13 protein-coding genes are annotated in these 14,452 nt (G+C 37.6%); 8 read left to right on the forward strand and 5 right to left on the reverse strand.

Annotated elements, in window-relative coordinates; translation table 11 throughout:
• Positions 1–15 precede the first annotated feature (15 nt).
• From leuB to J2T03_RS03330, 4 genes are read right to left on the reverse strand one after another with little or no spacing between them, the layout of a single operon-like run.
• On the reverse strand, positions 16–1,140 hold the full coding sequence (gene leuB / locus J2T03_RS03315; RefSeq protein ID WP_306842532.1) for a 3-isopropylmalate dehydrogenase: 1,125 nt from the start codon (positions 1,138–1,140) through the stop codon (positions 16–18).
• Positions 1,121–1,726 (reverse strand): 3-isopropylmalate dehydratase small subunit, encoded by a 606-nt coding sequence (leuD, locus tag J2T03_RS03320; RefSeq protein ID WP_307209400.1) that lies wholly within the window; start codon positions 1,724–1,726, stop codon positions 1,121–1,123. Before leuD ends, leuB begins: the two co-directional genes overlap by 20 nt.
• 13 nt (positions 1,727–1,739) lie before the next feature.
• A complete protein-coding gene (gene leuC / locus J2T03_RS03325) occupies positions 1,740–3,131 on the reverse strand; it encodes a 3-isopropylmalate dehydratase large subunit (protein WP_307209402.1) in 1,392 nt (463 codons plus the stop codon).
• Between the two features lie 27 nt (positions 3,132–3,158).
• Complete coding sequence (locus J2T03_RS03330) at positions 3,159–4,322, reverse strand: 2-isopropylmalate synthase (protein WP_306842527.1); 1,164 nt, start codon at positions 4,320–4,322, stop codon at positions 3,159–3,161.
• A gap of 146 nt (positions 4,323–4,468) precedes the next feature.
• Here J2T03_RS03330 and J2T03_RS03335 point away from each other — a divergent pair, with 146 nt between their 5' ends.
• Positions 4,469–6,013, forward strand: coding sequence for a hypothetical protein (locus J2T03_RS03335; protein ID WP_307209403.1), 1,545 nt, complete (start codon positions 4,469–4,471; stop codon positions 6,011–6,013).
• A gap of 32 nt (positions 6,014–6,045) precedes the next feature.
• Here J2T03_RS03335 and J2T03_RS03340 read toward each other — a convergent pair whose 3' ends face one another.
• A complete protein-coding gene (locus J2T03_RS03340) occupies positions 6,046–7,032 on the reverse strand; it encodes a dipeptidase (protein WP_307209405.1) in 987 nt (328 codons plus the stop codon).
• Positions 7,033–7,275: 243 nt separating this feature from the next.
• On the opposite strand from J2T03_RS03340, the gene thrS reads away from it, so the two are divergent.
• From thrS to J2T03_RS03375, 7 genes are all read left to right on the forward strand, one after another.
• Positions 7,276–9,195: a threonine--tRNA ligase gene (gene thrS / locus J2T03_RS03345; protein WP_306842522.1), complete on the forward strand. Its 1,920-nt coding sequence runs from the start codon at positions 7,276–7,278 to the stop codon at positions 9,193–9,195.
• Positions 9,196–9,368: 173 nt separating this feature from the next.
• Entirely contained in the window at positions 9,369–9,869 is a 501-nt protein-coding gene (gene infC, locus J2T03_RS03350) for a translation initiation factor IF-3 (protein WP_172617123.1), read from the forward strand.
• 200 nt (positions 9,870–10,069) lie between these two features.
• Positions 10,070–10,891 (forward strand): alpha/beta fold hydrolase, encoded by an 822-nt coding sequence (locus J2T03_RS03355; RefSeq protein WP_307209409.1) that lies wholly within the window; start codon positions 10,070–10,072, stop codon positions 10,889–10,891.
• A gap of 256 nt (positions 10,892–11,147) precedes the next feature.
• Positions 11,148–11,345, forward strand: a complete 198-nt coding sequence (gene rpmI / locus J2T03_RS03360) for a 50S ribosomal protein L35 (RefSeq protein ID WP_047453167.1) — start codon at positions 11,148–11,150, stop codon at positions 11,343–11,345.
• 118 nt (positions 11,346–11,463) lie between these two features.
• On the forward strand, positions 11,464–11,808 hold the full coding sequence (gene rplT, locus J2T03_RS03365) for a 50S ribosomal protein L20 (RefSeq protein WP_034705993.1): 345 nt from the start codon (positions 11,464–11,466) through the stop codon (positions 11,806–11,808).
• Positions 11,809–12,018: 210 nt separating this feature from the next.
• Positions 12,019–13,194 (forward strand): M28 family peptidase, encoded by a 1,176-nt coding sequence (locus J2T03_RS03370; RefSeq protein ID WP_307209410.1) that lies wholly within the window; start codon positions 12,019–12,021, stop codon positions 13,192–13,194.
• Between the two features lie 24 nt (positions 13,195–13,218).
• The gene (locus J2T03_RS03375) at positions 13,219–14,406 is read left to right on the forward strand and encodes a M28 family peptidase (protein WP_307209411.1); all 1,188 of its coding nucleotides are present in this window, start codon (positions 13,219–13,221) and stop codon (positions 14,404–14,406) included.
• The last annotated feature ends 46 nt before the right edge of the window (positions 14,407–14,452 follow it).

Consider the following 14,452-nt stretch of genomic DNA (forward strand, 5'->3'; position numbering starts at 1 on the left):
ACTGTTAAGTAAAAACTATACGATCGTAGATTTCCCGATCTTGATATTTTCAAAATTGTAATAGGATTTCTCAGAATACTTAATATAGTCTGCGATAAAACTCCCTACCTCACTTGTAGAATAATGCTGCTCAGCATTAAGGTCTACTGTAACATATCTGTTTTCAATAGCATGCTCCACTGCTCTTTTTAATTTGTCAGCCGCTTCAGGAAGATCAAGGTAATCAAGCATCATGGCTGTACTCAGGATAGAGGCAACGGGATTGGCAATACCTTTACCTTTAGCCTGCGGATAAGAACCGTGAATAGGTTCAAATAAAGCATTTTCTTCACCTATTGATGCTGAAGGTAAAAGCCCGATAGATCCGCCAATAACGCTGGCTTCATCAGAAATAATATCTCCGAACATATTTTCAGTTAGAATAACGTCAAACTGTTTAGGGTTCAGGACCAGCTGCATGGCTGCATTATCAACAAATATATAATCCAACTGTACATCAGGATATTGAGAGGCAATTTTCTGGCAAGTTTTTCTCCAAAGTCTTGAAGTATCCAAAACATTGGCTTTATCGATCAGTGTAAGTTTCTTTTTTCTTTTTTCAGCTTCTTTAAAAGCCATATGGGCAATAGGGATAATATCTTCCGTACTGTATTTACAGACATCATAAGCATATTTTCCATCCGGATCTGTAAATTTTTCACCAAAATAAATACCGCTCACAAGCTCTCTGAAGATCTGAATATCCGTTCCCTCAATAATCTCCCTTTTCAGGGGACTTTTATCGATCAGCGAGGCATAGGTCTTCAAAGGTCTGATATTGGCATATAATCCCAGCTCTTTACGGAGCCTTAGCAATCCCTGTTCAGGCCTTACTTTTGCCTCAGGATTGTTGTCGAAAACCGGATCTCCAATAGCTCCAAAAAGAACGGCATCCGAATCTTTACAGATCTTTAATGTTTCTTCGGGAAGAGGATCTCCAGTCTTAAAAATGGCTTCGGCACCCATCAATCCATAGGAAAATTGAAACTGGCAGTTAAAAACTTCTGCCACGGCATCCAATACTTTAATACTTTCACTGACCACTTCCGGCCCGATCCCGTCACCGGGAAGAACTGCTATTTTAAAATAACTGTTGCTCATACTTTTGTGTTTTTAGTTCAAATTGTTTTATCACCTGTTTTTTGCTGATTAAAAAATCGATATCGTCATAGCCATTGATAAGGCATATTTTTTTATAGGAATCAAGTTCAAAAGTTTCTGTCTTTCCATTAAAACTGATGACCTGCCCTTCTACATCTACAGCAATTTCCAAACCAGGATTTTCTGTAACATTCTTTAGAATATCTTTTAAAAATGCTTCAGAAACTTTAACAGGGAGAAGGCCATTATTTAGGGCATTCCCTTTAAAGATATCAGCAAAATAGCTGGATACAATCACTTTAAAACCATAATCCGTCAAAGACCATGCCGCATGTTCCCTGCTGCTTCCACATCCGAAATTATTCCCGGCTACTAAAATCTCACCTTTATATTTAGTGTTATTCAGTACAAAATCAGAATTAGGTTCTCCAGTGTGGGCATTAAATCTCCAGTCCCTGAACAGATTTTCACCAAAGCCCTTCCTGTCAATACTTTTAAGAAATCTTGCAGGAATGATCTGATCCGTGTCTATATTTTCTGCAGGTAACGGTACTGCAGTTGATTGTATATAGGTTAATTTTTGCATTGTATAAATCTGTTTAGTTTAAGTTTTCAAAAGCTGAAATTCTTCCTTCTATAGCGGCTTTGGCGGCAGTAAGCGGACTGGCTAAAATAGTTCTGGCCCCCTGCCCCTGTCTTCCTTCAAAATTCCTGTTTGAAGTTGAGACGCAGTATTCTCCTTCAGGAATTTTATCATCATTCATTGCCAGACAAGCAGAACATCCTGGCTGACGGATCTGGAATCCCGCATCATTGAAAATCTTATCCAATCCTTCTTCGTAGATCTGTTTTACAACCTGCTGAGAGCCGGGAACGATTAAAGCTTTTACATTTTCGGACTTACTTTTTCCTTTGATATATTCTGCTGCTGAACGGAAATCTTCTATCCTGGCATTGGTACAGCTTCCGATAAATACATGCTGTACTTTAATGCCTGACACTTCCTGCCCTGCTTTCAATCCCATATAATGAAGCGCTTTTTCTTCGGATTCATTCTGAGGAACTGGAATGACTTCATTCACTGAAATCCCCATCCCCGGATTGGTTCCGTAAGTGATCATTGGAAAAATATCCGAAGCATCGAACGCCAGTTCTTTATCAAAAGCAGCGCCTTCATCTGTTTTCAGGGTTTTCCAATAAGCCAGTTTATCGGCCCATTCTTCTCCTTTAGGTGCAAATGTTTTTCCTTTTACATAATCAAAAGTAGTCTCATCAGGTGCGATCATTCCGCCTCTTGCTCCCATCTCGATACTCATATTGCAGACAGTCATCCTTCCTTCCATAGACATTTCTTCAAAAACATTTCCTGCATATTCACAGAAATATCCTGTTCCTCCATCGGTTCCGATTTTAGAAATGATATAAAGGATCACATCTTTTGCCTGAACATTATCATTCAGCTTTCCATTCACTGTGATCCTCATTGATTTGGGCTTATTGAGAAGCAGACACTGGCTGGCAAAAACCTGAGCAACCTGACTGGTTCCAATCCCGAAAGCAATAGCACCAAAAGCACCATGGGTAGATGTATGGCTGTCTCCGCATACGATACTCATTCCCGGTTGGGTAATGCCTAGTTCCGGAGCTATAATATGTACAATTCCCTGATACTGATGTCCCAGTCCGAATAATTCAATATTATTTTTTTTGCAGTTTTCAGTAAGCTGTTCCACCTGGTTTCTGGACAGTTCATCCCGAATGGGTTGTTCCTGATTGAGGGTCGGAACATTGTGATCTGCCGTAGCTACGATCTGCTTTGGCCTGAAAACGTCAAGGTTTCTGGCTTCAAGTTCTGCAAAAGCCTGAGGACTGGTTACCTCATGGATCAAGTGTTTATCTATATAAATGATTTGAGGTCCGTCGGGAATTGTTTCTACAACGTGAGCATCCCAAACTTTGTCAAAAAGTGTCTTTTTATTATTGTTGTCCATATTTTTCCTTGATTTTTAAATCAAATGCTATCCTATTTTTCGGCTGCATGTTTCCATGATCATGTACAGATCATCATTGTTTACTTCTTTTTTCCGGTCAGCGATCTTTAAAAATTCCTGATACAGGAAATCCAACTCATTTTTAGTGATGTCATAACCGATATGCTTGAATCTGTATGCCAATGCTGAACGACCGCTTCTGGCTGTAAGGATAATGGAGGAAGCATTCACACCCACTTCCGCAGGATCTATAATCTCATACGTTTCACGGTTTTTAATAACGCCATCCTGATGAATTCCTGAACTGTGCGCAAAAGCATTGGCTCCCACGATAGCTTTATTGGGCTGTACTGGCATTCCCATCAGATCTGAAACCATTAAACTCATTTCATTAAGCATTTTTGAATTGATGTCTGTATGGAAATTCAGGTTCTTATGCTGTTTTAAAATCATGACCACTTCTTCCAAAGCTGTATTTCCGGCCCGTTCTCCTAAACCGTTGATCGTACATTCGATCTGGCGGGCTCCGTTGATTGCCCCGGCAATTGAATTGGCTGTAGCAAGTCCTAAATCATTATGACAATGGCACGAAAGGATGGCTTTTTCAATGCCTTTTACATTCTCTTTCAGATATTTTATTTTCTGCCCATATTCTTCAGGAAGGCAATAGCCTGTTGTATCAGGGATATTCAAAACAGTAGCTCCGGCTTTAATTGCTACTTCGCAGACTCTTGCCAGGTAATCATTATCTGTTCTTCCCGCATCTTCTGCATAAAACTCTACGTCTTCTACATAGCTTTTGGCATATTTTACAGCTTCTGCTGCCCGCTCCAGAATATCCTCACGCGTTGAATTGAATTTATATTTAATATGGGAATCAGAAGTGCCGATTCCTGTATGGATACGGGGCCTCTTTGCATATTTCAATGCTTCAGCAGCCGTATCAATGTCTTTTTTATTGGCTCTTGTCAGTCCGCAGACTTTGGCATTTTTAACCAGTTTTGAAATTTCAGAAACAGATTCAAAATCTCCTGGGCTTGAAATCGGAAAACCGGCTTCTATTACGTCAATCCCTAACTTATCGAGCCTTTCTGCTATAATTAGTTTTTGTTTTGTATTCAGTTTACATCCGGGAACCTGTTCCCCATCCCTCAGCGTCGTATCAAAAATTTCGATTTTTTCGGAATTCATAATGAAGTTTTTTACTTAATTTTGATCAAAACTACTGCTTACAATATTTTTACATTTTTATATTTTCTGAAAATTACAATATTCAACAGCAGGAAAAATTAACACATTTAATTAATAATCAATTAATTACATTTTATAAATTTACAATGGCAGAATTGCAGAAAGATTTTTTGTTTGTACTGATTAAGTCATTAACCACTTCTGAAAAACGTCAGTTCAGGCTGTACGTAAACCGTCTCGGAATTAATGTTGATGCTAAATTTCTGCTCCTTTTTTCGGAACTGGATAAGATGAAGGAATATGATGAACAGATCATCATTGAGAAAAAAATTTCCACAAAACAGCAGCTTTCTAACCTGAAAGCCCACCTGTACAAGCAGATCCTCGTAAGCTTACGAATGAATCCAAGCCACCAGAACTACAGGATACAGCTTCGTGAACAGCTTGATTTTGCCAATATCCTGTACCAGAAAGGACTTTATAAGCAGGCTTTGAAAATACTGGACAAAACGAAACAGTCTGCACTGGAACTGGATGAAAAAAGCATTGCGTCAGAGATCATCAATCTTGAAAAAGTCATCGAATCACAGTTTATTACCCGAAGTATTGAGGGGCGTGCCGATGAACTGATTGAACAGTCTACCGAAATCAGCAGGCAGAATCATTATGCAACAGAACTGTCTAATCTTTCTCTGAAATTATACAGTGAAATGCTTACGTATGGCTATGTAAAAAATGATACAGACCGGGAAAAAGTATTGAATCTGTTCAATGATCAGATTAAGAAAATTAAACTAGATCAACTGAATTTTACGGAAAAGCTTTGGTATTTCAAAGCTCATGTGTGGAAAAATCAATTACTTCAGGATTACAAATACACGTTGAAATATGCCTACCAGTGGGTAGATCTGTTCCACAAAAAGCCGGAGATGATCATCAGTCATCCGGTATGGTATATCAAAGGAAACACTTACCTGCTGAAAATTCTGTTCCTTTATGGAAATATTGATATCCTGGAGGAGCATTTTGAGCATTTCAATGTGATGGTCAATTCCCAGAATTTTGCTCAGAATGAAAATCTGCAGGCACTGATCTTTCTTACCCATTACAATACTTTAATGAACATTCATTTTGTAAAAGGTGAATTTTTCACAGGGACAAAACTTATCCCTGAGATTGAACTGAAGATGGAAAGACTTCGGGAAAAAATTGACGAGCATCATTTTATGATCCTTTACCTGAAAATGGCCGCCATGTTTTTCGGAAGCAAAAAGTTTAAAAAATCCATCGAATATTCCATGAAGGTTGTGGAATGTAGGGGCAATGTTCAGGAAGATCTTCTATTCCACACAAGGATCCTGATCCTAATGGCGAAATATGAATCCGGGAATGATGAAGACTATGATGAATTCATCAATTCTACCCTTAAATTTGCCCGAAAAATGAAGAAACCGGAAGCATTTCATTTTGAAAGCATTCAGTTTTTCAAAAACATTAACAGTCTGGTATTAGATCAACACCATAAAGCTTTTGATGCTTTTGATGAAGTGCTTGATGGATTTTCTAAAAATGAATATTACAGGAGATCACTGTTCTATATTGACATCCATGGATGGGTGAAATCTAAGGTGAAAAATGTGGATGTAATAGAGATTATCAAGCAGAAAGTAAGGTACAAGAGAAAAAGTTAAAATCCGGGTGTGACTTCGAGACCTTAGCAACCCTATATTCTTTCAATAAAATCTAAAGCATTCTTATAACTGATCTTTTCCATGATTTCCGTGGAAAAATCGTTTTCAATTCTGCTGTTGGTGGTATTAAATAATGAAGCATTATCATATCCTTCAAAGAAAAAAGGATAACGGGATTTATCCGGATGGCCTTTATCGTAGAAAAAATCTGCACCATACGCAATAACATCTTCTGCTCCCAGATCAAGCCCATATTGGATATGTTCATATAACCTTTCAGGACTCTTTTCATCAAGCCATTCGCGGATAAGGTTGAGCCCGATCAGGCCGTTCCTTTTAATAACTTCTTTCGCCAGTTCATCCGGAAGATTTCGCTTTTTGTCCTGGATACTTCTGTAGTTGGAGTGGCTTGCCAGAACAGGAATTTTGTAATTTTTCTGGTCCATATAATTAAGGATATCATAAGCCAGCTGATCACTCGTGTGGGAGAGATCGATAGCAATCCTTCGGTCTGCAATATAATCGATCAGGATTTTTCCGTCATCTTTCAAGCCGGCTTCAGAATTATTCCCGCCTCCAAAACGGTTTTCAGTGTGGTGGGTAATTCCCAGATAAAGCACTCTTTTTGTGTTCCTGATGATCTCTTCCAGGTTTTTAAATCCCGATTCCAAAGCTTCATCTTCATCACAAAAAGCAGAGGCATTTTCGATGGAGGCCATAATGCCTACCCGATCTTCGTTTTCAGTATTTTTATAGTTCCCGTTTTCAAACAGAAAGAAATTTTCATTCTTTAAAAGATCTGAAAATATTTCACTCTGCTTTACTCCCTCAACAGTACTGTTTGCAGCGGTTGAAGCATATATTGCCATAACCTGAAGCTTTACATTTCCTTCTTTTAAATATGGCAGTGAACATCCCAATTCTCTGTCGTCAATTGTTGAACCTGCTTTCAATAAATAGCATAGTAAATCGCAGTGTAAGTCAATATTAAAGTTTTTCATATCATCGTACATTATCATTTCTTTTTTGAATTGCTATAAATTTACTGCGTAAAAAATCTCATTTTCACAGCATTATTACTACAAGACACCGAGAATTCCAATGTGCTTTACCGGATGAAATTTAAGTTGAGGATGAGTACATTTAAAATAACGAATCTAAATTTGAAGATTCAACAGCAATTCTTACTTCAAATATACTTTAAAAATAGCATATTATTTAAAAAATGCGTATTTTTGCAACTTAAAATTTCTTAGTAAACAATGATAAAAATTACACTTCCAGACAATAGTGTCAAAGAATTCGAAGGAGAAGTTACTCCTTTAGATGTGGCAAAATCTATAAGCGAGGGATTGGCTAGAAATACCATCTCCGCAGTTGTAAACGGCAAACAAGTAGAAACGACCACACCTATAACCACGGATTCAACGGTGCAATTGTTGACATGGAATGATGATCTTGGAAAGAAAGCGTTCTGGCATTCTTCTGCCCATCTTCTGGCGCAGGCTATCCTTGAATTTTATCCTGATGCTAAGCTAACGATAGGACCTGCTATAGAAAGCGGATTCTATTATGATGTGGATTTCGGGGACGAAAGTTTATCGGAAAAAGATTTTGAGAAGATCGAAAAGAAAGTTTTGGAAAATGCCAAAAAAGGTTCAACATTCTCTTTATATCCTGTTTCCAAAGAAGAAGCATTAAAAACATACGCAGATAATCCTTATAAAGTAGAGCTTATCTCTAATCTTAATGATGGAGAAATCACTTTTGTAACCCATGATGATTTCACGGATTTATGCCGTGGAGGACATATTCCCAATACAAGTATTGTAAAAGCTGTTAAGATTTTGAATGCAGCCGGAGCTTACTGGAGAGGAAATGAAAAAAATCCTCAATTAACAAGAGTTTACGGTATTTCTTTCCCTAAACAGAAAGAACTTACTGAGTACCTTGAAAAACTGGAAGAAGCTAAAAGAAGAGACCACAGAAAACTGGGTAAAGAACTTGGCATTTTTGCATTCTCTGAAAAAGTGGGTGCCGGTCTTCCATTATGGCTGCCAAAAGGAACTGCTTTAAGAAGAAAACTGGAGAATTTCCTTTCTGATGCTCAGAAAAAAGGAGGTTATGAGTTCGTAATGTCACCACATATCGGGTCAAAAGAACTGTATGTAACTTCCGGACACTGGGATAAATATGGTGCAGACAGCTTCCAGCCGATTAAAACTCCAAATGAAGGAGAAGAATTCATGCTGAAGCCGATGAACTGCCCTCACCACTGTGAGATCTACAAAACTTCGCAATGGAGCTACAGGGATCTTCCAAAGAGATATGCAGAATTCGGGACCGTTTACAGATATGAGCAGAGCGGAGAGCTTCACGGGCTGACAAGAGTTCGTGGATTTACTCAGGATGATGCTCACCTTTTCTGTACTCCGGATCAGCTTTCAGAAGAATTTGAAAAGGTAATTGATTTAACGCTGTATGTGTTCAAATCATTAGGTTTTGAAGATTTTGTAACTCAGGTATCCTTAAGAGATCCTGATAACAGAGAAAAATATATCGGTTCTGATGAAAATTGGGAAAAGGCCGAAAACGCAATCATCAATGCAGCTGAGAAGAAAGGTTTAAAAACTATTGTGGAATACGGTGAGGCTGCATTCTATGGCCCTAAACTGGATTTCATGGTAAAAGATGCTTTAGGAAGAAAATGGCAGTTGGGAACCATTCAGGTAGATTACAATTTACCGGAAAGATTTGATCTTCACTATATCGGAAACGATAATGAGAAGCACAGGCCGGTCATGATTCACAGAGCACCGTTCGGTTCTATGGAGCGTTTTATTGCGATCTTGCTGGAGAATACCGCAGGTGATTTCCCGTTATGGTTAAGCCCGGATCAGTTCATTATTCTACCGATCAGTGAAAAATATGTAGATTATGCAAAAAAAGTTTCACAATTTTTGGAAAATCACGATATTAGCGGTCTGATTGACGATAGAAATGAGAAGACAGGGAAAAAGATCCGTGATGCGGAATTGAAGAAGATCCCATTCATGCTGGTTGTAGGTGAAAATGAAGAGAATGACAGCACAATTTCTGTAAGAAGACGCGGTGAAGGTGATCTTGGAGTCATGAATATGGAAGATTTTGTTTCTTACTTTAAAAAGGAAGCTGCAATTTAAAATTTAAATTATTAAAAGATTTAAGGATTAAAAAATAAAGAGATTATTGAATTTGCATTAATCCTTAAATTGAGAAAGATAGATAAGTAATTAACCAATAAAATTATAATACAATAGCACAAAGATTTAACAACAGGGGCCCACAGAGACGTCCGGTACAGGAGGACTTACACTTGATCAACGATAAAATTCGTGTGAGAGAGCTTCGTTTGGTGGGCGATAACGTAGAGCCGGGAGTTTATCCGATTGATAAAGCAAGACAACTTGCCACAGAGCAGGAACTTGATCTGGTAGTAATCTCCGATAAGGCTGAGCCTTTCATTGCAAGAATATTAGACTATAAAAAGTTTTTATACGAGCAAAAGAAAAAGCAGAAGGAACTAAAAGCTAAGCAGGTAAAAGTGGTTGTAAAAGAGATCCGTTTCGGACCTCAGACCGATGATCACGATTATGAATTTAAGAAGAAGCATGCTGAAAAGTTTCTTGAAGAAGGTTCAAAATTAAAAACCTACGTATTTTTTAAAGGACGTTCAATTATCTTTAAAGATCAGGGAGAAATTTTGCTTCTAAAACTAGCTCAGGAACTTGAGCATGTTGGAAAAGTAGATCAGCTGCCTAAACTTGAAGGAAAGAGAATGATCATGATGATGAGTCCTAAAAAACCAGCTAAATAGTTTTAACAGACTAAATGTCTGTTTCCTATCATATAAAACCTCAAAATATTTTGAGGTTTTTTATTTTTTAAAATTTATTAAGTTATTATTAAATATTACCCTACATCAATATTTACTGAAAGATATAAATATACATTTGTATTGTAATTAATAAAAAACAATATTCAATATACAATCAATAACTTTTAAAAAATAAAGAAATGAGCACACTTACATTAAAAGACGGAACGGAGATTTATTACAAAGATTGGGGAAAAGGGCAACCCGTATTTTTTCACCACGGATGGCCATTATCAAGCGATGACTGGGATGCGCAGATGCTGTTCTTCCTGGAGCAAGGCTACAGAGTTATTGCCCATGACAGAAGAGGCCACGGAAGGTCTGAACAGACTGCGGAAGGACATAATATGGACACTTATGCTTCTGATGTTGCAGAAATTGTAGAAACTTTAGATCTTAAAGATGTTATTCATGTAGGCCATTCTACCGGAGGTGGTGAAGTGATCAGATATGTGGCGCAGCATGGAAAAGGAAGAGTTGCAAAAGCTGTTTTAATAAGCGCCGTTACTCCTATTATGGTTAAAAACGAAAATAATCCTGACGGTGTACCGATGTCTGTTTTTGATGATATTCGTAATAATACTGCCCATCACAGACAACAATTCTATATAGATCTTACCTTCCCTTTTTATGGGTATAACAGAGAAGGAGCGAAAGTTTCCGAAGGCATCCAGAGAAACTGGTGGAGACAAGGGATGAACGGTTCTATTAAAGCACATTATGACTGTATCAAGGCTTTTTCTGAAACTGATTTCACAGAAGACCTTAAAAATACAGACGTTCCTGTTCTAGTGATGCATGGCGAAGACGACCAGATTGTTCCTTTCGAAACTACAGGTAAAGTTGCCGCTACCCTTCTTAAGAACGGAAAACTGATCTCCTATCCTGGTTTTCCTCATGGTATGCCTACTACAGAAGCTGAAACAATTAATAAAGATCTTTTAGAATTTTTCAAGTCATGATCTTTTATTAAATACAGATAAGAGAACTGCGGACAAAAGTGCCCGCAGTTTTTTATTTATTTTAAAAATATTTTACAACATTCCCGAATAAATCGGACTCAGACAGTCCTTTTCCATTTATCAAGTCCTACTTAAATAATTGTTCAAAAATTAGCCGGCTTCATGTTTTTTTCGTAATTTTGCACACTATTATTCCTAGCATCGGTAGGAGTAATCAAAACAGATATTGATAACAAAACAATAAAAAAGCAGAACAATGCCAAAATTAAAAACGAAATCAGGTGCTAAAAAGCGTTTTAAACTTACCGGAACAGGGAAGATTAAAAGAAAAAATGCTTTCAAAAGCCACATCTTAACTAAGAAAGAAACTAAGCAGAAGAGAAATCTTACGCAGACTTCTTATGTTGCAGCTGTGGATACAAAAAGCGTTCTACGTCAATTAGCCATTAAGTAGTTTTTATAAATCTATATTCGGTTTATAAGAATTCAAACAAATTCAACAATTTAACCCTGAAATGGTGCCCACTAAGAGCAGTTCAACTGCCGCCCCTTTCAAAAAAACAATTTAAATTATGCCAAGATCAGTAAATGCAGTAGCTTCAAGAGCTCGCAGAAAAAAAATTATTAAGCAAGCTAAAGGTTTTTTCGGTAGAAGAAAGAACGTTTGGACTGTAGCTAAAAACGCGGTAGAAAAAGCAATGCAATATGCTTACCGTGGAAGAAAAGAGAAAAAGAGAAACTTCAGATCACTTTGGATTACTCGTATCAATGCGGGTGCCAGAGAGCATGGAATGTCTTACTCTCAGTTTATGGGAGCTCTTAAAAAGAACAACGTAGAGCTTAACAGAAAAGTTTTAGCTGATTTAGCAATGAATCATCCTGAAGCTTTCAAAGCAGTTGTAGATCAAGTAAAATAATGTAGAATTTTTTGTTATCAATATAAATCCCGGGCTATGTCCGGGATTTTTTTTATCCTATTATTCCATATAAGATGAAAAATTTAGTGATTCTGAAAGCGTATTGAAAAAAAGAAATCATATTGGAAAGTTTTCCTTTTGCATAAAATAAAATTGATTTTTATTATCTACATTTGCTGAATTATTAAATCTATAAATCTTTAGTTAAAAGTGAAAAAAATAACGACTATTTTACTGCTTTCCTTATCAGCCTATAGCCTTCATGGCCAGAATTTTATACAGGCTTATCAAACAAGGGTCGATAAGATATCCCAAGCCAATATTACAGCAAACCTACAGAGCTTTGGAGATCTTGGTATAAAGGCCACTGGTACTCTGGAAAATACAAACGCTCTGAACTGGCTTAAAACAAAATATCAGTCTTACGGGTATGATGTAAGCCAGATTACAGAAGATAGTTTCACCTATAACGGCAACACTTCAAAAAACTTAATAGTCACCAAAACAGGAACTGTCTATCCCAACATTTATGTGATCATCTGTGGTCATTACGATACAGTAGCTGGTCCGGGGGTAAGTGACAATGGCAGCGGAACTTCTATAATGCTGGAAGCAGCCAGAATTTTAAAAGATGTGCCTACGGAATATTCTGTGAAATTTATTCATTTTTCCGGTGAAGAGCAGAACCTTTTGGGAAGTACACACTATGTAAATAATGTTGTTTTCCAGAATAATGTACGCCAGCTTAATCTGAAAGTTGTATTTAATATCGACCAGGTTGGAGGAAAACTGGGGAATGTAAATAATAATATCAAGTGTGAAAGCGACCAGAGCGGACAAACCGGAAATAACGCAGCTTCATTGGCGATGACCCAACAATTAGCGGCCTGCACCACGTTATATTCTCCGCTTCAAACAACCATGTCAAATGCATACAGTTCTGATTATATGCCATTTGAAAATAAGGGAGATATTATCACAGGTTTTTATGAAACTATCAGAAGCTATAATGAACATACTCCAAATGATACTTTCGCTAATGTAGATCCTGTTTATGTATTTAATGTGGGGAAAGCGGCCTTAGGAGCATTACAGCACTTTGCAGTAGCTTCAACCACTACTTTGGCAACAGATGATGTACAGACTGAAAATTCATTAGAAGCAATCAGGATTTATCCTAATCCGGCCCGTGATGTTTTAAATATTGAACTGTCAGAGGGTCATACTAACTTTAAGGTAGAAATTAGTGACATGAATGGCCGCTTAATTTTAAATGCAGAGAACGAAAAGAAAATAAATACCTCCAACCTGACCAATGGAATGTATATGGTCACTGTAAAATCTGATCAAAATAGCATCACCAAAAAAATCATCATAGAAAAATAATCACACACCACCAAAATATTTAATATGAAAAAACTTACCACCTTTTTATGGGCTGCATTAGCGGTCGGAAATGTCAGTGCCCAGACTTTTATCCAGGCTTATCAGGACAGGGCCAATCTGGTTTCACAAACCAATATTACCACGAACTTACAGCAGTTCTCAAACCTGGGTACCAAAACTACGGGTTCACTCCAAAATGCCAATGCATTAACCTGGCTGAAAAATAAATACACATCATTTGGATATTCTGCCAGCCAGATCGTAGAAGATCCTTTCACATTTGGGGGGACAAGTTCCAAAAATCTGGTCATTACCAAAACAGGAACGGTTTATCCTAATAAATATGTGATCATCTGTGGGCATTTTGACAGCATCTATGGCCCTGGAGTAAACGATAACGGAAGCGGAACCTCTATTATTTTAGAAGCTGCAAGGATTTTAAAAAATGTTCCTACAGAATATTCAATTAAGTTTATTCATTTTTCCGGTGAAGAGCAAGGACTAAGAGGAAGTACCCATTACGCTAATAATGTAGCTTATCAGAATGGAATAAGGGTATTGGATATCAAGCTGGTATTCAATCTTGACCAGGTAGGCGGTGTCATGGGTAACAACAATAATACAGTATATTGTGATCAGGACATGGCAGGGCCTACGAGTAATAATGCAGCTTCAGCAGCAGTAACGCAGCAGCTCAGAAACTGTACGGCACTTTATTCTCCTCTTTTGACAGATGTGGATCCTGCAGAGGACACAGATTATATTCCATTTGAAAGAAAAGGCGAAGTGATCACTGGCTTTTTTGAAAGAATAAGAAGTACTTATCCTCATACTTCCAATGACACTTTTGCAAATACAGACCCTGTTTATATTTACAAAATAGGAAAAGCAACAGTGGGAGCGCTACAGCATTTTGCAGTTGCCACTTCTGTGGGTTCCATTGTGCTGGGCGCAAAGGAAACCGTTTCAGCTCAATCTCTTGAAGCTGTATCCATTTATCCAAATCCTTCTAAAGACACCATCAATATTGAACTTCCCGATACCAGTGGAAAAGATTTCAGTTTCGAAATTACAGATCTTTCAGGAAAATCACTCCTTAAAAAGGCTAACGAAAAGACGGTCAACATTTCGGGGCTGGCTGCTGGAGCTTATATTGGGGTTATTAAAGCCGATGGACAGACTGCGGTAAGAAAGATTTTAATTGAAAGATAAATCTGAAATTTAACAAGAAATATAAGCAGGAATTACTTCCTGCTTT

This window comes from Chryseobacterium lathyri, assembly GCF_030812195.1.
Classification (GTDB): domain Bacteria; phylum Bacteroidota; class Bacteroidia; order Flavobacteriales; family Weeksellaceae; genus Chryseobacterium; species Chryseobacterium lathyri_A.